We start from the raw sequence: 21,356 nt of genomic DNA, 5'->3' as shown, positions 1-21,356 counted from the left end.
CAGAGCCAGAGCCAGAGCCAGAGCCAGAGCCAGAGCCAGAGCCAGAGCCAGAGCCAGAGCCAGAGCCAGAGCCAGAGCCAGAGCCAGAGCCAGAATCAACTGCCGTAGCGAATGAATTTGGTACGCCACACGATGATGACTGGTTAACAGGTGAAGAATTAGAAACGCCAGATGTCGAAGCCGAAAGTGTGCTTGCAGGAGAAGAGGCCGAAGACGATTTTGAAGAAAGTCTATCCGATACACTTGATGATCTCGGTCTACCAACACTTCCTGTAGAGCCTGAATTAGGGGTAGAGCAAGAACTTGTCGAGAGTCTTGATGAGATTGAGTTACCTAGCCTTACAGAAGATGCCGAAGAAGAAGATGTACTGGCCGAAATGCCAGCCGACTCTGATGTTGAGCTAGATTCAGAACTCGATTCAGAACTTGAGCCTGAGCTTGAGTTAGACGCTGAACTTGAAGTAGCGTCAGCATCAGTAGAAGAGCCTTCGTTAGATGAGCCAACAGAGATTGCATCTGAAGAGTCGCTTGAGCCTATTACTGAAGAGCTAGAAGAATTACCTGAAAGCTTTGATGAGCTAGACCTTCCGACCTTCTCAGAAGATGATGCCGCCGAAGAAGATGTACTGGCCGAAATGCCAGCCGACTCTGATGTTGAGCTAGATTCAGAACTTGAGCCTGAGCTTGAGTTAGACTCTGAACTTGAAGTAGCGCCAGAATCATTAGAAGCGCCTTCGTTAGATAAGCCAACAGAGATTGCATCTGAAGAGTCGTTTGAGCCTATTACTGAAGAGCTAGAAGAATTACCTGAAAGCTTTGATGAGCTAGACCTTAAAACCTTCTCAGAAGATGATGCGGATGAAGAAGATGTGTTGGCCGAAATGCCAGCCGAATCTGACGTTGAACTAGATTCAGAATTTGAGCCGGAGCTTGAGTTAGATCCTGAACTTGAAATAGAGTCAGAGTCAATAGAAGAGCCTTCGTTAGATGAGCCAACAGAGATTGCATCTGAAGAGTCGCTTGAGCCTATTGCTGAAGAGTTAGAAGAGTTACCGGAAAGCTTTGACGAACTAGACCTTCCGACCTTCTCCGAAGATGATGCCGCAGAAGAAGATGTACTGGCCGAAATGCCAGCCGACTCTGATGTTGAGCTAGATTCAGAACTCGATTCAGAACTTGAACCTGAGCTTGAGTTAGATCCTGAACTTGAAATAGCGTCAGAGTTAGTAGAAGAGCCTTCGTTAGATGAGCCAGCAGAGATTGCATCTGAAGAGTCACTTGAGCCTGTTTCTGAAGAGCTAGAAGAGTTACCGGAAAGCTTTGACGAACTAGACCTTCCGACTTTCTCAGAAGATGATGCCGCCGAAGACGATGTGTTGGCGGAAATGCCAGTCGACTCTGATGTTGAGCTAGATTCAGAACTTGAGCCTGAGCTTGGATTAGATGCTGAACTTGAAATAGCGTCAGAATCAGTAGAAGCGCCTTCGTTAGATGAGCCAGCAGAGATTGCATCCGAAGAGTCGCTTGAGCCTATTGCTGAAGAGTTAGAAGAATTACCTGAAAGCTTTGACGAACTAGATCTTCCAACCTCCTCTGAAGATGATGCCGCCGAAGAAGATGTGTTGGCCGAAATGCCAGCCGACTCTGATGTTGAGCTAGATTCAGAACTTGAGCCTGAGCTTGAGTTAGACCCTGAACTTGAAGTAGCGCCAGAATCATTAGAAGCGCCTTCGTTAGATGAGCCAACAGAGATTGCATCTGAAGAGTCGCTTGAGCCTGTTACTGAAGAACAGTCAGAAGCTAAACCTGATGAAGACTCAATTGAAGCAGTAGCTGAATCTGGAAGTGATGAACTTCCTGAAACCTTTGATGCATTAGAGCTTCCCGAATACAACGAAGAGGACGCGTTGGCTGATATGCCTATCGCGGATGAACCGTTGAACGAAATTGTAGAGAGTTCTGAAGATCACCTTCCTGAAACGTTTGATGAATTAGATCTTCCTGAGTATAGCGAAGAGGATGCTTTGGCTGATATGCCTATTGATCCAGAGCTTGAATCAGAAATAGAATCAGCCAGCGTGGTCACCCCACCAGAAGTGACAGATTTTGATGCACTTGCTGACGAGTTAGCCGAAGAGCCGGTTATAGAACCTTCGAAGCTTTCCATGGAATCAGAGCAAGATGCATTATTTGATGTGTTTCAAGCTCAAGATATAGATTCATTATCACGTGATGAGTTTGATGAAAGCGCTCTGACTGAGTTACTTTCAGAGACGGAAGAACCTCTTGAGGCTAGTTCATTCTCATTTGATAACCATATTGATACACAAACTTCCGATAGTGCCGGTATGGATATTGATGCCATGCTAGAAATGGGAGGCGAAGATTGGAATGGCTTCAATCTTTCTCCAGAGCAGCAGGCGAGTATTTCTACTGATATTCCTGAAGAGGAACAAGCCGTTTGGAATGAAGACAACAAACCTGAGCAGGCCGTTGTTTCTGACGAGAACTGGGAGAATCAAGAGGATTTCGATACAAAGCCGGACCAATATCGCACTATTGATGAGCTAATGGCTGAGGTCGACAATGAAGAAGAAACAGCGCCGGATGATGAAGAGTTAAATCTCAACGTTGGGTTAGATGAATTCCCTGATGTTATTGGTGATATCGGCTTTGAAGATGTCGATACCAATGCTGAAGCTGTTGGCAAGCTTGATCTGGCTAAGATTTATATGGAAATGAACGACTCAGACGGTGCGATTAAACTGCTAGAAGAGGCGATTGTTGATGGCTCCGATAGTATTCGCCAAGAGGCAAAAAGCTTAATTGACGCTATCCGAAAAAGCTAAATTTTAAGACGTAAATATCAAGAGGTAGCTATGGCTGCCTCTTTTTTTTAGAGTTGTTAGATATTTGTCGTTATTGATATTATAATCTGCGGCCCAATTTTAAGAGTAAATGAACATGAGAATTGCACTGGGCATTGAGTACGATGGTACTAAATATTTTGGTTGGCAGCGCCAACGAGATGTTAATAGTGTTCAAGAGGAGCTTGAAAAGTCTCTGAGTATCGTAGCCAATCATCCCGTAGAAGTTCAATGTGCGGGTCGTACTGATTCTGGTGTACATGGCACTGGGCAAGTTGTTCATTTTGATACCAACTCCACACGTAAGCCTGCAGCTTGGACTATGGGGGTTAACGCTAACCTACCCAAAGACATTGCAGTCCGCTGGGCACATGTTGTCGATGAAGAGTTTCATGCTCGATTTACTGCGACTGCGCGCCGTTATCGCTATGTGATTTACAACCACTCCTTGAGACCCGGTATTCTCGCGTCTGGAGTAAGTCATTATCATGGTGATCTTGACGTCGAAAAAATGCACCAAGCAGGGCAATACTTGATTGGTGAGAATGACTTCACGTCCTTTAGAGCTATCCATTGTCAATCTCGTAGTCCTTGGCGTAATATCATGCATCTGAATGTGACTCGTCTTGGGCATTACGTTGTAATCGACATCAAGGCCAATGCATTTGTCCATCATATGGTAAGAAATATCACGGGTAGCTTAATCACAGTCGGTAAAGGTGAGCAAGAGCCTGAATGGATAGAAAGCCTTCTACAAGCGAAAGATAGAAAGCTTGCTTCAGCGACGGCAAAAGCGGCCGGATTATATTTGATTGATGTTGACTACCCTGAGCATTATCAGTTACCTAGAGAGCCTATCGGGCCTCTATTTTTGCCTGATGTATTAATTTAATGTTCGGATTGAGTCAATTTTTAAACACGTTGTGTGTGAGATATCGATACAGGAAATAGGTACAACCAGTTTTTTGTCTACAGTTGGCATTTTATATGCTTTAATCCTTCACGCATAAATTCCGAATTTGTATCTTACGCAATTAGGCGTAAGACTTGATAGAAAGGTCTTCCATGAGTTGGCTTGAAAAGATTTTAGAAAAAAGCAACATCGTTAGTTCTCGTAAAGCGTCTATCCCAGAAGGTGTATGGACCAAATGTACTTCATGTGAACAAGTGCTATATCACGCAGAACTAGAGCGTAACTTCGAAGTTTGCCCTAAATGTGATCATCATATGAGAATGAAGGCGCGTCGTCGTCTTGAAACATTTTTAGATGCGGGTAATCGTGAAGAGTTAGCGAATGACTTAGAGCCAAAAGATAAGCTTAAGTTTAAAGATTCGAAACGTTATAAAGATCGTATTTCTGCTGCTCAAAAAAATAGCGGTGAGAAAGATGCACTTATCGTAATGAAAGGTGAGCTATTAGGCATGCCTCTTGTTGCCTGTGCTTTTGAATTCTCCTTTATGGGTGGTTCAATGGGCTCTGTAGTAGGTGCTCGCTTTGTTCGTGCTGTTGATGCGGCGATTGAAAACAACTGTGGTTTGGTTTGTTTCTCAGCAAGTGGCGGTGCACGTATGCAAGAGGCGTTGATGTCTCTAATGCAAATGGCAAAAACCAGTGCTGCACTTGAACGTTTATCTTCAAAAGGTCTACCGTTTATTTCGGTGATGACTGACCCGACAATGGGTGGTGTATCAGCGAGTCTAGCAATGCTAGGTGACGTGAATATTGGTGAACCTAAAGCTCTAATTGGCTTTGCTGGTCGTCGTGTTATTGAACAAACCGTTCGTGAAGATCTTCCTGAAGGTTTCCAGCGCAGTGAGTTCTTATTAGAGCACGGTGCGATTGATATGATTGTCGATCGTCGTGAAATGCGCCAGCGTGTTGGTAGCTTGATCGCTAAAATGACTAACCGTAAGTCACCATTAGTAGTTTCTGTGAACGATTCTCCAAAGGAATCGGGATATCAAGTACCAGAAGCGGCTGAAAAAGGTTAAAGTAGTCACTAACAATAAACCACCGTTATTTGGTTATAGTTAGATGAAACAAAACCCAATTCCTCAAGCCACATCTCCCTTAACGATGTGGCTTGATTATTTAACCAACATCCACACTTCTGCTATAGATTTAGGTCTTGATCGCGTTCAAGCGGTTGCTGAAAAGGCCGGCCTTATTAAACCTGCGTCTACCGTTATTACCGTTGCTGGCACGAATGGTAAGGGCTCGACTTGTGCATTGATGGAAGCCATTCTTTTAGATGCTGGTTACAGTGTCGGTGTCTACAGTTCACCTCATTTGATTCGTTACAACGAACGTGTTCGCATAAATGGTGATGACCTTTCTGATAAAAAGCATTGCTCAGCATTTGATTATATAGAAAAGATGCGCGGAGAGATCACGCTTAGTTTTTTCGAATACGGTACTTTAGCCGCACTGAGAGCATTTCAAACTGAAAAAGTCGACGTAGTATTGCTTGAAGTTGGATTAGGTGGTCGCCTAGATGCGACTAACTTAGTTGATCATGACGTATCGGTTATTACTAGTCTTGCTGTTGATCATGTCGACTGGCTTGGTGATGACATCAATATTATTGGTTTTGAAAAGGCAGGAATATTCCGCTCTAATCGCCCTGCGATTTGTGGTCAGCCAAAACCCCCTGCGACTGTAGCTGCTCATGCCGATGATATTGGTGCCAATTTTCATCAAGTTGGCATTCAATACAGCTACCAAAAAGAGACAGACTCAACTTGGCAGTGGAAAAGTGGCACGTTTGAGTTAGATGCGTTACCAATACCAAAGTTACCGTTACCAAATGCCGCAACCGCTATAATGGCGCTGGCGACGGCAGAACTTGATTTGAGTGATGTCAACATTGTCAATGGTTTGAAATCGGCTCATCTTCCTGGCCGAATGCAGGTTATATCTACAGAACCCACCATTGTACTTGATGTAGCCCATAACCCTCACTCGGCGGAGTACCTTGTAGCGTCTATTAAAGAGCAATATCCTGATAAAGTGATTCATGCCGTTGTCGCTATGTTGCACGATAAAGATATTAAAGCGACGCTTGATGAGTTAACGCCGGTCATTACGCATTGGTATCCAGCATCACTTAAAGGTCCTAGAGCGGCTTCAGTTGAAGAGTTAAGTGAATATCTGCCTAACTGTCATGACTACTATCAAAACCCTACAGAGGCAATTCAAGGCGCGTTGACACAAGCTGCCAATCAGGATGTCATTATTGTAGTCGGTTCATTTCATACTGTTGGTGAAGTTTTAGAACACTGGCAGAATAAAGGAGAATAAATGGCGAGCAAGTTTCAAAGCCGCTTAGTAGGGACCATTGTATTGGTCGCTGTCGGCATCATTGTCTTACCTGACTTACTTGATGGTGAAAAGCAGCACTATAAAGAAGAGGTGGCGAGTATTCCTATTAAACCTGAGCTTGATAGTGAAATGGAAGTTTTTGAGCTGTTAGATCCAGTAGAAGACGAAATTGCGCTGCCAGACTCCCCGGTTGAAGTTATCGTTGATAGTGGTGATGTTGCTGATGAACCCGATAAGCCACTGCCGACAAACATTAAACAGATTGATGAAATAAATGACTATCAAGATAGTGCTTGGATTATCCAGCTGATGGCTTTAAAGAATGCTGAAAATGCAGAAACTTTAGTAAAGGATTTACAAAAGAGAGGTTATCAAGCTCATACTAAGAAAGAAAATGAATTCACACGTGTGATTATTGGCCCAGACGTGTCAAAAAGTAAACTTGAGCAACAACTGATTGAACTACAGAAAATTACTGGTTCAAATGGTCGATTGCTTAAATTTAAACCACTAAACCCATAAGAAAACGTTTGCGTCAGCATTTTTTCTGTTAAAATGCGCGCCAACTTAAGATGCAGAAAACATGAATTGGTTAGATATTGTCATTTTAGGGGTGATCGGGCTATCAGCTTTGATCAGTTTAGTTCGCGGTTTTGCGAAAGAAGCATTGTCATTAGTGATTTGGTGTGGCGCGTTTTTTATCGCCAGCCAGTATTACGCAAAATTGGCGGTATATTTCACCAATATTGAAGACGATATGTTTCGCAATGGTACTGCGATAGCAGCGCTGTTTGTTGCCACTCTAATCGTTGGAGCAATCGTTAATTACGTTATTGCCCAATTAGTCGAAAAAACAGGACTATCTGGGACAGACCGAATTTTAGGTATTGTCTTCGGAGGATTAAGAGGAGTGATGATTGTCTCGGCAGCGTTGTTTTTTATGGATATGTTTACAGCATTTCCGAATTCAGAGTGGTGGAAAAGCTCTCAATTGGTACCTGAATTTAGTCGTATCATTGAACCGTTTTTCGAGCACTTACAAGCAACATCAACTTTTTTATCTGGCGCGTTATAGCGCCAGCAATTGTCGATAATCGAGGGTTAGGTCATGTGTGGTATTGTTGGAATCGTGGGCGCAACGCCTGTAAACCAGTCTATTTATGATGCATTGACTGTGCTACAGCATCGTGGCCAAGATGCTGCGGGTATTTGTACCATAGAAAGCAATCGTTTCCGTCTGCGTAAAGCGAACGGATTAGTGAAAGACGTATTTGAAACAAAACACATGCAACGCCTACAGGGCACAGTAGGAATCGGCCATGTTCGTTACCCAACGGCAGGCAGCTCTAGTGCTTCTGAAGCTCAGCCATTTTATGTGAACTCTCCATTTGGTATCACCTTAGCGCATAACGGTAACCTAACTAACGCTCATAAAATTCGTGAGAAGTTAGCTGAGAAAGATCGCCGTCATATCAACACAACTTCTGACTCAGAAGTACTGCTAAACGTACTAGCACACGAAATTGATATGGTTAAGGGTAACGTAACTTCTGAAGACGTTTTCCGTGCTGTGACTAACGTTCACCGTACTATTCGTGGTGCTTATGCTGTTGTTGCAATGATCATCGGACACGGCATGATCGCGTTCAGAGATCCAAACGGTATTCGTCCTCTGTGTTTAGGTAAGCGTGAAGTAGCAGGTAAGACAGAGTACATGGTTGCTTCTGAATCTGTGGCTTTAGATGCAGTCGGTTTTGACTTTGTACGTGACGTTGCACCTGGTGAAGCAATCTACGCAACATTCGATGGCCAACTATTTACAGAGCAGTGTGCTGATAATCCAGTACTGAATCCATGTTTATTTGAGTTTGTATACTTCTCACGTCCTGACTCTTTCATCGATAAGATCTCGGTATACAGTGCTCGCGTCGAAATGGGTAAAAAGCTTGGTGACCGTATTAAAGACGAGTATGCCCACCTAGATATCGATGTGGTTATCCCTATTCCTGAAACTTCGTGTGATATTGCTCTACAGATCGCTCAAGCCATCGATATTCCATACCGTCAAGGTTTTGTGAAGAACCGTTATGTTGGCCGTACTTTCATCATGCCAGGGCAACAGCAGCGTAAAAAATCAGTACGCCGTAAGCTCAATGCAATTCGCTCTGAGTTTAAAGATAAAAACGTACTGCTTGTCGATGACTCTATTGTTCGTGGTACAACATCAGAGCAGATCATCGAGATGGCTCGTGATTCAGGCGCTAAGAAAGTGTTTATGGTTTCGGCAGCTCCAGAAATTCGTTTCCCTAACGTTTACGGTATCGACATGCCAAGTGCTAATGAATTGATTGCACATGGCCGTGATAATGAAGCAATCTGTAAACAGATTGGCGCAGATGAGTTGATTTTCCAAACGCTAGACGACCTAATCGATGCAGTTGGCCTTGGTAATACAGATATCGCGCGTTTTGAAGCTTCAGTATTCAGCGGTGAGTACGTTACTGGTGACATTAACCAGGACTACTTAGACTATCTAGAGTCGCTGCGTGGTGATGATGCGAAGGCAGAAGCAGAAGTTGAGCTAGCCAACCTTGATATACATAATGAAGGTGCGTAGCAAACAGCTGTGTATGCTCATTGAGTTTAGCGCAAGCTGTATTTAATCAATGATAACTACGAAAAAGGCTTCCTGTTGGAAGCCTTTTTGCATTTTAGCGTGTTCGTTCATGGGAATTAGTGAACTAAGAAACAAGGGCAATTTAGTTGACTTTCGTCTTAATGATTTGGCTTAACATAAACATACCCGTAGCACTTATCACTACTGATGGACCGGCAGGCGTATCAAAAGTCCACGATAGGTATAAACCGCAACAGACTGAAATTGTGCCAATAACTGACGCTATTGCCGCCATCTGCTCTGGGGTCTTCGACAATTTTCTTGCGGTTGCAGCAGGGATGATTAGTAAAGAGGTCATAATTAGCGCACCGACAAACTTCATGCCCACTGCAATGACGAGTCCTACCATTAACATTAGTATGAGACGCATCAAATCAACATTAATACCATCAATCGCAGCGAGGTCTTCATTGATGGTTGTTGAAAGCAATGGGCGCCAAAAAATGAATAAGGTGATTGCCACGATAGCAACGCCAGCATAGATAACGATCAAATCGGAAGGGGATACGGCAAGTAAGTCACCGAATAGGTAGCTCATCAAATCAATTCGCACCGAGTCCAAAAAGCTAACCGCAATTAAGCCAAGCGAAAGTGAACTGTGAGCAAGTATGCCAAGTAATGTATCGGTAGCCACTAATTTTTGTCTTTGTAATGTCACTAGGATGACGGCTAAACCAAGACAGCATATAAGCAATGCGAAATAAATATTAATCTCTAATAAAAATCCAAGTGCTAGCCCCATCAAAGACGCGTGTGCAAGAGTGTCACCAAAATAAGCCATCTTTCGCCAAACAACGAAAGAGCCAAGTGGACCGGCGATAAGTGCGATGCCTAAACCTGCTAGTAGCGATGGTAATAAAAAATCAATCATGTGAATGCCCGTGATTATGGTTGCTGCAGTCTGAAGCCTTGCCTTTTATTGTTTGACCTGAGAGATCGTGATGGTGCTGGTGTTGGTGTTGGTACAGAGCAAGTGACTCTTTACCACTGTGGCCAAACATGGCGATGTATTTTGGGTGCTTGGTGATATCTTGTGGCGATCCTGAGCAACAAATATGATGATGTAAACAGATAACATCATCAGTTTTTGCCATAACCAAATGAAGGTCGTGAGAAACCATAAAAACAGCGCAGCTAAAACGATGGCGGATATCATCGATTAAGTCGTATAAGTCAATTTGGCCCTGTATATCAACGCCTTGAGCAGGCTCGTCTAAGACTAATAAGTCTGGACGTTGAAGTAGAGCCCTTGCGATCAAAACACGTTGGTTTTCTCCACCGGAGAGTTGATGCATGTTGTTGTGTAGCAAATGCTCAGCTCGAACAAGCTTCAGTGAGTCTAGAATTTCTTGAGCGCTATATCTTCCAGCTAATTGGAGAAAGCGTTTAACGTTTAAAGGCAAAGCATCATTCAATCTTAGTTTTTGGGGTACATAGCCAATCTTACATGGAGTACTTTTATCAATGTTCCCGGAGTCTAGCGATTGAAGGCCAAGCAAGACTTTTACAAGTGTCGATTTACCTGCACCGTTAGGCCCAATAAGCGTTGTGATTTTTTTTCGCTCTAAAGTTAAGCTAACGTTATCCAATACGCGCTTACCGCTGAATGATACGCAGATATCTTTTAACTCGACCAAAACGGACATAAATAGAACTCATTTGCAATTGACTATTGTTATAATGTAACATTCCTTTCCTTCCAATTCTATAGAACGTTGACTGGTACCAAAAATGAGATCTCGCGTAGTTATTGCTTTACTGCTGTTAGTAAACACCTCTCCCGTGTGGGCAGTTAATCTGTTGACGAGTATTAAACCAATACAAATGATTGCAACTGAAATCATGATTGATGTTGGGAAACCTGATGTTTTACTTGCCAACAATACATCACCTCATGATTATGCTTTACGACCGTCAGATATGAGACGTATCAGAGGCGCAGACCTTGTGATTTGGTACGGTCAAGATTTAGAACCATTTTTGGTGAGAGTATTGAGTCAACAATCCAACGTTTTAACGCTAAGTGATATTCCTGGGTTAGCACTGGTTAAGCACTCTGGTGATCAGCATCAGCACGATGGCCATGATCATGGTGACTATAACCCTCATTTTTGGATGGGTGTTGAACCAAGCATACAAGTAGCAAAAGCGATCTCTGAGCATTTATCTGATATAGACCCTGATAACAAGGAACAATATCAGAGTAATTACCAAGCGTTTGAAGTGAAAATGCATAATGAGAAAGCACAGATCGCAGAAAAACTGAGCCCTGTAGCCCAACATGGGTATTACGTTTTTCATGATGCTTATGGCTACTTTGAAAACGACTATCAACTGAATCATTTAGGCTACTTTACTGTGAGCCCTGATAGAAAGCCCGGTGCCAAAACGCTAATTACCATAAAGAACACACTACGAGAGAAACAAGCTAAATGTGTTTTCTCTGAACCTCAATTCACACCAGCGGTTGTTGAATCGGTAACGAGAGGTAGTGACGTTAAGCTAGGTGAACTTGACCCGATTGGTATCGAAATAGAAGTGCAGGCTGGTAGCTATTTCGTATTTTTAAATCAGATGGCAGATAGTTTTGTTGAGTGTTTGAGTGAGTAGATTCAGAATCTGATGTACACCCAAAATTACAAACTAAAATAGTTTTTGCGGTATCTCTTGGTGAATATCTAAATGTGTTCATATACACTAAGAAAATTATCGCCGCAAAAAAACTGCACATCATTTCGATTTCTGGTCGATACCTTTTATAGAAGATAGTGCTAATCAATAATTAATGGCGTAGCTACACACTTACTTTGTTGCTGAAAGGGTATAGTTTGCTATTACGTTTCCTTCTGCTTTTATCTATTGCGCTGTTACCTCAGGTAGCAGCAGCAATCGATACATCACCATCCGTATTTTATCCTCTGTCGACTCAAGCAGAGGGGCGAGTCATTGCAGCTAAAAACCTTTTTCTTAGTGAACAGGGTGGGATTTGGATTCATGATGTTCATGGACGAGTCGTTTTTTATGATGGAAAAAATACGCTACCAAGGCGCGGTTCTGTCTTAGACTTCACTACCGAGCAACTTGTTTATCTCGACCAATCTTTTTGGTCTTTTGCTGATAACGAGATTTATCGTTCTGAGCCTAATCAGCAACGTGAACTGATCTTTAGCCTAACTCCGGGAACTTCAATCCGTACTATAGGCACATCTAAACAACTGATCTGGGTTGCCGATGACAGCAATTTCTACACGTACAACATTGATTCTGGTGAGTTTAGAAGTTACTCCTTGATGGAGTTGTATCAGTCAAGCCAGTCTAGCCGAGTTGTTATTAACGATGCCCAATTTATTAAGTCTAAATGGGTGTTGGCAACAAATACGGGTGTGTTCTTATCTGATAAGAACCAATTCTCCCATGTTAGCGCTTCAGGCAATAAATTTATTGAAACACTCTACTTTTCTGAAACTCGTAATGAGTTGGTGGTCGGGTCTTTATCTGGCGCTTTAGTCATCGATATCTTTCAACCACAGAAAACAATAAAGCCAATTAGTAAACATCATGTTTTGTCGATAGTTGAGACCGATACTGAATACTGGATAGGTACCGAACTTGGCTTGTTCGTATACTCTTTTGCAACAGGTGTAACAGTCGAACTAAAAAGTAGTGTTAGTGCCAAATACGATTTAGCAGGCAGTAAGATTTACGCTTTGATTAATGATGCCCGACAAGGGATATGGATTGCGACAGAACAAGGCATACGGTACTTTTCTCTTTACAGTAAAAAATTTCGCCGAGTTCCTAAGTATATGCTTACGTATAATAGCGGCGGAGAGTCCCTCAAAAAAATCGTAAAAAATGAAAACCAAGAAGGGTATTGGCTTGTATCCGACAAAGCTCTCTATTTGGTTTCATTGCAAAACCACCCAACGACAACCCTTGTTTACAATCAAAGTGAGGTCTTTGACATAGTGCAGCATAATGATGTGCTTTTACTTGCGACAGGCTCTGGAATCGTATGTGTTGATGTTAAAACAGGGAAAGTCATTGAAGATGATGGTTTGCCATTAGCCATTAAATCAAAGGCTGTTGAACAGCTTGAGATCGATGATGATGGGCGAGTATGGGGCATCAAAGGTCCTCAGCTTTGGTCCTATGATATAGAAAATAACACTTTCAAAGACTATGGTGAGCAGTGGATGGTGAGCCGCTTCTTACCTGCAAAGGTGACGCAGTTAAGGACAACTAAATCGTTAGGGTTACTCATTGGTACTGACCACGGTCTTTATCAGTTAATCGGCGGGAAGATTAAGTTTTTTAAAGACAGCACTCAATTTGGTCACGTTGTCGCTATTAAAGAAGTTGGTGACTTTGTGTGGGCAGCGTCTACCTATGGTCTATATAGAGTGAATAATGATGAGACCTACTCTCAGCCAATACCGCTCATCGAACAGAATGTTAGCCCAAAATGCTTAGTGAGCAACGGTGATGGTGTGTGGTTAACATCTTCCGCAGGGTTATCCTACTATGATACTGATGCGAATATTATCAAACACATAGGGGCTCCGTTTGGAGTGTTAAACAATGAGTTTGTGTCGAGCCTATGTGATTTAAGCAATGATGGAATTAATGATTTATTGTTAGGTACGACTAATGGCCTAGTTCAAGTGAGCGAATCCGCCTTATTAAATGATCCACTACCGCCTTATCAAGTACTCTTTAGCCAAATTAATGTGAACCAAGAGCCCATTTCCCTAGGCGAAAAATTGCCTAAAAGCTTCACTGTTCGATATGGCGATTCTATTAGTTTCTTGGTTGGTGTCGTTCCATGGAGTCACAGTGACCAACTGTATTATCGCTTAGACGTTGATAGCGATTGGACAGAACTTGAAGGTTATCAACTTTCATTTGATCATTTAATGCCGGGGACTCATTCCTTAAAGATAAAGCGAATCTCGCGTACTGGTGATAGCAGTGTACAAGTCAGCCAAGTATTTACTGTTTTAGAACCATGGTACCTGTCGACCTGGGCGATCGTTTTTGCTGTTTTCATGACTCTATTACTTGCTGGGCTCATATCGTTTTGGCGATCTAGAATGATGTCTGCGTCAAATAAACTGCTTAAAGCAAAGGTCTCCTTAAAAACCAACCAATTGCGTCACCAAAGCCGGATTCTGCTCACCAATAACCAACAATTACGAAAGCAATTGGAAGTCAGACACCTGATATATAACCAGGTGATCACGTCAGTGCAAGAGAACTTAAACAATTTAGCCCGTAATAATCATAGGGAATACAGCCTGTCATCGAAGGACGTGATTAGACTCGTCTCAAAAGAGCTTGAGATATTGCGTGATGCGAAAAGTAATGGCAACGGTACAAAGCAGATATTTGATTTGTCTCTTGTGATCTCAAGTGTTTTGTCTGGCTGGAAGCCAGAGTTTTCTAAATCTGAAATTGGAATTCAATTTAGTTGCTCTGAAAGTGAAGTGCTTGTTGAACTGAGTAACTTTAATTTGGATGTTGTGATTAATACTCTATTAGACAGTATTTTAAATCGGTGCTTCAGAAATCAACAGATTCAAATAGAGTTAAGCACGGTCGATGGGTTGGCTGTTATGAAAATGACGGACTCTGGGCGTGAGTTCCCTGATATCGAACATTATGAACAGATCATGTCTATGGACTTAAGTGTTCATAACCTACCAGCTTTAGTGGCGGAGAGTGGTGGCCATCTCGCATGCTACATTTCTAAGGAACGAAATTTAATTGAGATATCATGGCCTAGGGCAAAGAATATAGCTTCAGTTAATATCGATCAAAATGAGTCTCCATTTGGTCATGCAGAAGCTGTTTCAGAAGTTAGCGATGCAGAACGAAATTGGATTCGGAAGTTAGATGATTTGCTGCATAAGCACTATTCTGATGCCGAATTTGGTACTGCAACTGCCGCTAAACTGCTATTTATTTCAGAGCGTAGCCTTCAGAGACGTTTTAAAGCTAGCCATGATCGGACGTTTAAAGAGTATTTGAACGAATATCGTTTGGATAAAGCGGTGAAAAAATTATTAGCGGGCGAAAAGGTCTCTGACGTTGCTTTTGACTGCGGCTATAACGATGCCTCCTATTTTAGTCAGCGCTTTAAGCATCACTTCGGTGTTCCACCAACACAATTTGTTGGTGGCCATGAGCAGGCCGCTAATAAGTAATTTGAACGGTTGGTTATAAACGTAAGCAATTATCATCGATGATTGCTTCTTACATCCCTGTCTTCTTTATGTGTTCAATTATTCGTGACTTGATATTTCTTTTCTAGCGTACTCCCTCCATCAATAATCGATTCTTGTAGCTTTTAAACGGACCTGTTTTTTTGATTCGTGTCTAACATCAACGAATTGTTTTGCACCGCCTTCATTGAGATCGACCAATTTCATTGCTCACCAGTCGTCGAGCCCACAACACAAAGAAACAAGCTTATCGTTGCAACGCCTCTACGCGTTAGTAAAGCTCAGTTGTGTTCTTAGGCCTTAATTATCACTATTTAGAAATAGAGACGTGTGAGAACTATCTTGATAGTTTTGATGATTCAGAGGAGGAGATTAGAGTAACGGCAAACCAATATCATGCGGGGTTGAATGAGATGATAAGGAACTATTGTAGAGTTGATTGAAATTTGAAGGGGAAGAAAAAAAATATCGTGGCATAGCCGGGGGACTATACCACGGGTGTCAATGACACCTTCGCTTGCTGCCGGAGTGATATGGCGAGAACCATACCACCTCTGGAATTTGTTTAGAGGAAAACCCTCTCGACGTGATTAACTATAAAATAGCCCACTTATTTTACGTATAAAATTAACGCCAATATAATATAAGAAAAGCGACATATTTAAGGTTTAGTTGTAACTGGTTGTTTTTAAATAATTTTATGCGTTCAATTTAAGATCGCTAATATACATCAACAATCAAACTGTGAAACAAAGTGTAAAAATTAACGTTTTTAACGTGGTGTCAATTCACGAAATTGACGATATCAATTTTGCAAAGTTTGATTTCACACAATAAGTGAAGGGTTAATAGATATTACAATCGATAATAACAATCTTTCTCATTACTGTTGAGCGTGTGTATATATGAAGTTGTCCGAACTAAATCAAGGTGAGAGCGCTGTTATCCAGTCGTTCCTGTCATTGTCATTAGAGACCCGAAAAAAACTCATGGTGATGGGAGTGTTGCCTAATACACCAGTAACTCTTATTCGCAGAGCGCCTATGGGCGATCCGATTCAAGTAGATGTAAGAGGTGTCTCTTTAGCATTGCGTGAAAATATTGCCGCTGAAATTTTAGTCGAGGTTAATTCATGAGCTATCAAATCTTAACTGTCGGCAACCCAAATAGTGGAAAAACGACCCTATTTAATGCTTTGACAGGCGCGAAGCAGCAAGTAGGTAACTGGGTTGGTGTGACAGTTGAAAAAAAGACCGGTGTATTCGCGCACTCTGGCGATAGTTTCAACCTGACTGACTTACCGGGGATTTATGCTCTAGACAGTGGTAACGACGCCAATAGTATCGATGAGTCCATTGCTTCAAGAGCCGTGCTCACTCACCCTGCCGATTTAATTGTGAATGTGGTTGATGCAACGTGTCTTGAGCGATCGCTCTATATGACACTGCAACTCAGAGAACTCGGTAGACCAATGATTGTCGTTCTCAATAAAATCGATGCACTGAAGAGAGATCGTCAGCACATCGATACCAAAAAATTGGAACAAGCCCTCGGCTGTCCGGTAATGACATTGTCTGCAAATGATAAGCATCAGGTAACAGACTTTAGAGAAAAATTACATAAACAGATCGTTCAAGGTATCGCTCCGCACGAATTGGAACTTACGTATAACGAGGTTTTCGAGCAATGCATCCAAAAAATTGAACCGATATTCACTGATGAAACGGTTACAAAAAGAGCTCTCGCTATTCGAGCTTTAGAGAATGACCGGCTCGTACTTAATGGATTAAAAGATCAAGATAGAGAAATGGTTGTTTCTCTTCAGCACGCATGTGATATCGATATAGATTTACTTGTAGCCGATACTAAATACACCTATCTACATCAGCTATGTAAGAAAGTGAGAAAAACTGAGGGCAAGCTAAGCAGAAACTTCACCGAGCAGGCAGACAACATTATTTTGAACAAGTGGGTGGGTATTCCTTTCTTCTTTGTTGTTATGTACTTGATGTTTATGTTCTCGATTAACATTGGTAGTGCATTTATTGATTTCTTTGATATCGGTGTTGGTGCATTACTTGTGGATGGTGGGCACTACCTACTTGATGATCATTTGCCTGTATGGCTTGTTACTCTGATTGCTGATGGTGTGGGTGGCGGTATTCAGACTGTTGCGACCTTCATTCCTGTAATCGCAGCTTTGTATCTATTTTTAGCTATATTGGAAAGTTCTGGTTATATGTCGCGTGCTGCTTTTGTGCTCGATAAAGTTATGCAGAAGATCGGGCTTCCCGGTAAAGCCTTTGTTCCATTGGTTCTTGGTTTTGGATGTAACGTACCATCAATCATGGCGACACGAACATTAGATCAAGAAAGAGAGCGCAAACTCGCAGCATCCATGGCTCCATTTATGTCATGTGGTGCTCGATTACCTGTTTATGCATTATTTGCTGCAGCGTTCTTCCCAGAAAGTGGTCAGAATGTTGTTTTTGCCTTGTACTTACTTGGTATTGTCGCTGCTGTCTTTACTGGGTTAGTGTTAAAACACACCATCTACCCGGGTTCAAGCGACAGCTTAATAATGGAAATGCCAGATTATGAACTGCCAACACTCCAGAATGTTCTAATCAAAACATGGCAAAAGTTGAAGCGCTTTGTTTTGGGCGCAGGTAAAACCATTGTTATTGTTGTGACAATTCTAAGCTTCTTAAACTCTTTAGGTACTGATGGTAGTTTCGGTAATGAGGACAGTGAGAAGTCGGTGTTATCTAAGGCTTCACAGGTTGTGACCCCAATATTCGCTCCAATTGGCATCAATCAGGATAACTGGCCAGCGACGGTTGGGATTATCACCGGTATCTTTGCGAAAGAAGCGGTCGTTGGCACGCTAAACAGCTTATATACATCTTCTGATGAAGAGGCCGAAGAGTACGATTTAATGGCAAGCTTGGAAGAGGCTGTTATGTCTATTCCTGAAAACTTGGTTGGAATTAGCTACTCCGATCCATTGGGTATTGAAGTGGGTGACTTAACCGATATGGATTCAGTTGCCAATGAACAAGAAGTCGATACGTCAATATTTGGGAACTTGAAAGGGAAATTTGAATCTGCACATGCAGCCTTTGCCTATCTAATCTTTATTTTGATCTATACGCCCTGTGTCGCAGCAATGGGTGCTTACGTAAAAGAATTTGGGCATAAGTTCGCAAGGTTTATAGCAATTTGGACCATGGCGTTAGCCTATGGAAGTGCGACGTTATATTACCAAGCATCGCAAATTATGATTAATCCAGTAACCAGCACTTCTTGGATTGCTGCAATTCTAGTGACCTGTTGGGCTATCTATAGCTATATGAGATCGCAAGGAGCGAAGCAACAACTAGAGGCCCAGACGGTATGATTTTAACTGAATTGATTGAGCATATTACGAAAAATGGTACGACTAGCCGCCAAAAACTGGCGAATAGATTTGCTATTAGTGAAGATGGCGTCGACGCTATGCTCGAAGTATGGATCAAGAAGGGAAAGATCAGTCGAATCAATGATACTAGTAAGACAGGCAATATCACTGGTGTACGCTATTGCTCTAATCCAAAAGATAGCTTATCGATGACAGTAACTATGTAGCTATCTTAAGTTCGAGTTAAATACTTTCGAAAAGTAAAATGCCGCATTAGATGCGGCATTTTTTATAAGTCGCTTTATTGATAGAAGCGGCTATCACCAACTTTTCTTATCAGCGGTCTTGCTATCAGTGAACTTTGTTTTAGGGAGCAACGGCAAAGTATCTCTATTGCGCGTAAGGGTTAAAGATGGAACTGAGTGAAAGAACATTCTTAATTCGCGCTAGCATTGTTAATTGCTCACTCTCATTTCTGAATTGGCCATTGGTGTTTCCCCATAAAGGACCCGGCCATGCGACATCGTCACTAAAACGAGCAATGTGATGTATATGAAGTTGAGGCACCATGTTTCCTAGTGCACCTAAATTAAGCTTATCTGGTTTAAACGTTGCTTCAAGAGCTTGGCTAACCGCTTGTGATTCATATAAAAACTGCTGTTGCTCTTTCATCGTTAGGTGATGAAGCTCTTTTAAATTATTTCGCTTGGGTACCAAAATAACCCAAGGCACCGCGTTATCTTTATGAAGCAGTGCGAGACACAGTGGAAATTCACCGATTACCGTGGTGTCATTGGCTAGTTGTGGATGAAGTTCAAAGCTCATAATGTTGGTCTCACCAATAAAGTCAGTAATGTCGATGTCGTTTATTATTCTAAACGACCATGGGGTTGATTAAGTTTACAACAGGCAAAAAGAAAGGTTGACGTAAAACGCCAACCTTTACAAATGATACTTTGTTAGCGTTTACTACATACGTTCAAGCGTATCAATACCAAGTAAAGATAGACCTTGTTTGATCGTTTTCGCAGTTAATGCAGCAAGTTTTAAACGGCTATTTTTCACTGATTCATCTTCAGCGATAAGAATAGGGCAAGCTTCGTAGAAACTAGAGAACTGGCCAGCTAGTTCGAATAGGTAGCTACACATAATGTGAGGCTGCCCTTCACGCGCGACTGACTGAACTGCTTCTTCAAATTGAAGAAGTTTGGCAATCAGTGATTTCTCTTTCTCTTCCGTTACTTTAATTTCACCAGTAAGCTCACCCATAGAGATACCAGCTTTAGCAAATACGGAAGCAACACGTGTATACGCATATTGCATGTAAGGAGCGGTATTACCTTCAAACGCTAGCATGTTGTCCCAGTCAAACACGTAATCAGTCGTACGGTGCTTAGATAGGTCTGCATATTTAACCGCAGCCATTGCAACGGTATTTGCGATCACGGCTTTTTCATCTGCAGCTAGTTCAGGGTTCTTTGATTCGATTAGCTTCGCTGCACGAATTTCTGCTTCATCAAGAAGATCAGCAAGACGAACTGTACCACCTGCACGAGTTTTAAATGGCTTGCCATCTTTACCTAGCATCATACCAAACGCATGGTGCTCAAGAGATACTGACTCAGGTAGGTAACCCGCTTTACGAACGATTGTCCAAGCTTGCATTAGGTGCTGATGCTGGCGAGAGTCAATGAAGTAAAGAACACGATCAGCGCCTAGCTGCTCATAACGGTATTTCGCACAAGCAATATCGGTTGTTGTGTATAAGAAGCCGCCGTCACGTTTTTGGACGATTACACCCATTGGGTCGCCATCTTTATTCTTGTACTCATCTAAGAAGACAACTTGTGCACCATCATCTTCTTTAGCAAGACCTTGCTCAGCAAGATCTGAAACAATCTTAGGTAGCATATCGTTATACATGCTTTCACCCATTACGTGTTCACGAGTCAGTGATACGCTAAGGCGGTCATAGTTACGCTGGTTTTGAATCATGGTAACGTCAACAAGTTTTTTCCACATTTCTGCGCAGAACTCGTCACCACTTTGTAGCTTAACGACGTAGCCACGAGCTTTTAGTGCAAACTCTTCATCTTCGTCGTAAAGCTTTTTAGATTCACGGTAGAAGCCTTCAAGGTCAGAAAGTTCCATTGAAACTTCGCCTGATTCAGCTTGAACACGCTCCAAGTTGGCAATCAACATGCCGAACTGAGTACCCCAATCACCAATATGGTTGGCACGGATAACATTGTGGCCTAGGAACTCTAGCGTACGAACAACAGCATCACCGATGATTGTTGAACGCAAGTGACCAACGTGCATCTCTTTAGCAACGTTTGGCGCTGAGTAGTCAGCAACGATTGTTTGAGCTTCAGCTTCAGTAACACCAAGGCGAGAGTCTGCAAGTGCAGCATCGGCTTGCTTGGCAAGGAAAGCTTCATCTAGGAAGATATTAAGAAAACCAGGACCTGCAATTTCAACCTTACTTGCAATTCCATCTAGGTTTAGAACATCCAATACTTTTTGAGCAAACTCACGCGGATTTGTGCCTAGTCGTTTCGCAACGCCCATTACACCGTTCGCTTGGTAATCACCAAATTGTGCTTTTGCAGATTGACGTACAGCGGCAGGGCTTCCTGCAGGTGCGCCAGCGGCTTCAAGAGCCTTAGATACTTTATCATTAATGAGTGCTTGGATATTCACACGGGTTTCCTTCAATTCGTTGGAATTGTAAAACTATGCATCGAGCGGTGCTGGAACGGGCACTCTTACTGGTATGCATAACTTCTATTGTTCTTCAATTGGCGCTCATAATAACAACTTTATGGCTAAGCATATAGAGAGTTAAAGGGGAATTTTTCCACTT

The 21,356-nt window shown here is 42.3% G+C and carries 16 protein-coding genes; 12 read left to right on the top strand and 4 right to left on the bottom strand.

All coding sequences use genetic code 11. From position 1 onward, the window contains the following. The 7 genes from L4D20_RS15630 to purF all read left to right on the top strand — a co-directional run. The coding region (locus L4D20_RS15630) for a FimV/HubP family polar landmark protein (protein ID WP_428802528.1) at positions 1–2,849 on the top strand (2,849 nt) is incomplete at its 5' end. Positions 2,850–2,964: 115 nt separating this feature from the next. After that, the gene (truA, locus tag L4D20_RS15625; RefSeq protein ID WP_428802542.1) at positions 2,965–3,759 is read left to right on the top strand and encodes a tRNA pseudouridine(38-40) synthase TruA; all 795 of its coding nucleotides are present in this window, start codon (positions 2,965–2,967) and stop codon (positions 3,757–3,759) included. Positions 3,760–3,932: 173 nt separating this feature from the next. Next, positions 3,933–4,859 carry an acetyl-CoA carboxylase, carboxyltransferase subunit beta gene (gene accD, locus L4D20_RS15620; RefSeq protein WP_428802527.1) on the top strand — a complete coding sequence of 309 codons (927 nt, stop codon included), beginning with the start codon at positions 3,933–3,935 and terminating at the stop codon, positions 4,857–4,859. Between the two features lie 43 nt (positions 4,860–4,902). Further along, positions 4,903–6,168, top strand: coding sequence for a bifunctional tetrahydrofolate synthase/dihydrofolate synthase (folC, locus tag L4D20_RS15615; protein ID WP_428802526.1), 1,266 nt, complete (start codon positions 4,903–4,905; stop codon positions 6,166–6,168). Further along, positions 6,169–6,711 carry an SPOR domain-containing protein gene (locus tag L4D20_RS15610; protein ID WP_428802525.1) on the top strand — a complete coding sequence of 181 codons (543 nt, stop codon included), beginning with the start codon at positions 6,169–6,171 and terminating at the stop codon, positions 6,709–6,711. Between the two features lie 61 nt (positions 6,712–6,772). Beyond that, positions 6,773–7,264: a CvpA family protein gene (locus L4D20_RS15605; protein WP_428802524.1), complete on the top strand. Its 492-nt coding sequence runs from the start codon at positions 6,773–6,775 to the stop codon at positions 7,262–7,264. Between the two features lie 33 nt (positions 7,265–7,297). Then, complete coding sequence (gene purF, locus L4D20_RS15600) at positions 7,298–8,806, top strand: amidophosphoribosyltransferase (protein WP_428802523.1); 1,509 nt, start codon at positions 7,298–7,300, stop codon at positions 8,804–8,806. A 142-nt stretch (positions 8,807–8,948) separates the two neighbouring features. Here the strand turns inward: purF and znuB are convergent, their stop codons facing one another. Together znuB and znuC are read right to left on the bottom strand one after the other, a co-directional pair. Continuing rightward, a complete protein-coding gene (gene znuB, locus L4D20_RS15595) occupies positions 8,949–9,737 on the bottom strand; it encodes a zinc ABC transporter permease subunit ZnuB (protein WP_428802522.1) in 789 nt (262 codons plus the stop codon). Beyond that, on the bottom strand, positions 9,730–10,512 hold the full coding sequence (gene znuC / locus L4D20_RS15590) for a zinc ABC transporter ATP-binding protein ZnuC (protein ID WP_428802521.1): 783 nt from the start codon (positions 10,510–10,512) through the stop codon (positions 9,730–9,732). Before znuC ends, znuB begins: the two co-directional genes overlap by 8 nt. A gap of 85 nt (positions 10,513–10,597) precedes the next feature. Here znuC and znuA point away from each other — a divergent pair, with 85 nt between their 5' ends. The 5 genes from znuA to L4D20_RS15565 all read left to right on the top strand — a co-directional run bounded on the left by znuA (position 10,598) and on the right by L4D20_RS15565 (position 18,717). Then, positions 10,598–11,476 carry a zinc ABC transporter substrate-binding protein ZnuA gene (gene znuA / locus L4D20_RS15585; protein ID WP_428802520.1) on the top strand — a complete coding sequence of 293 codons (879 nt, stop codon included), beginning with the start codon at positions 10,598–10,600 and terminating at the stop codon, positions 11,474–11,476. 278 nt (positions 11,477–11,754) lie between these two features. Further along, positions 11,755–15,072 carry a helix-turn-helix domain-containing protein gene (locus L4D20_RS15580; protein ID WP_428802541.1) on the top strand — a complete coding sequence of 1,106 codons (3,318 nt, stop codon included), beginning with the start codon at positions 11,755–11,757 and terminating at the stop codon, positions 15,070–15,072. Positions 15,073–15,995: 923 nt separating this feature from the next. Next, positions 15,996–16,226, top strand: coding sequence for a FeoA family protein (locus tag L4D20_RS15575; protein ID WP_428802519.1), 231 nt, complete (start codon positions 15,996–15,998; stop codon positions 16,224–16,226). Continuing rightward, positions 16,223–18,490 (top strand): Fe(2+) transporter permease subunit FeoB, encoded by a 2,268-nt coding sequence (gene feoB, locus L4D20_RS15570; RefSeq protein WP_428802518.1) that lies wholly within the window; start codon positions 16,223–16,225, stop codon positions 18,488–18,490. Before L4D20_RS15575 ends, feoB begins: the two co-directional genes overlap by 4 nt. Then, a complete protein-coding gene (locus L4D20_RS15565) occupies positions 18,487–18,717 on the top strand; it encodes a FeoC-like transcriptional regulator (protein WP_428802517.1) in 231 nt (76 codons plus the stop codon). Before feoB ends, L4D20_RS15565 begins: the two co-directional genes overlap by 4 nt. Positions 18,718–18,880: 163 nt before the next feature. On the opposite strand, the gene L4D20_RS15560 is transcribed toward L4D20_RS15565, so the two are convergent. Together L4D20_RS15560 and argS are read right to left on the bottom strand one after the other, a co-directional pair. Beyond that, a complete protein-coding gene (locus tag L4D20_RS15560) occupies positions 18,881–19,315 on the bottom strand; it encodes an HIT family protein (RefSeq protein WP_428802516.1) in 435 nt (144 codons plus the stop codon). A gap of 144 nt (positions 19,316–19,459) precedes the next feature. Next, the gene (gene argS / locus L4D20_RS15555) at positions 19,460–21,193 is read right to left on the bottom strand and encodes an arginine--tRNA ligase (RefSeq protein ID WP_428802515.1); all 1,734 of its coding nucleotides are present in this window, start codon (positions 21,191–21,193) and stop codon (positions 19,460–19,462) included. Between the last annotated feature and the right edge of the window lie 163 nt (positions 21,194–21,356).

This window comes from Vibrio kyushuensis (genome assembly GCF_050337325.1).
GTDB classification, from domain to species: domain Bacteria; phylum Pseudomonadota; class Gammaproteobacteria; order Enterobacterales; family Vibrionaceae; genus Vibrio; species Vibrio kyushuensis.
This window is presented reverse-complemented; position numbering and strand designations above follow the sequence as displayed.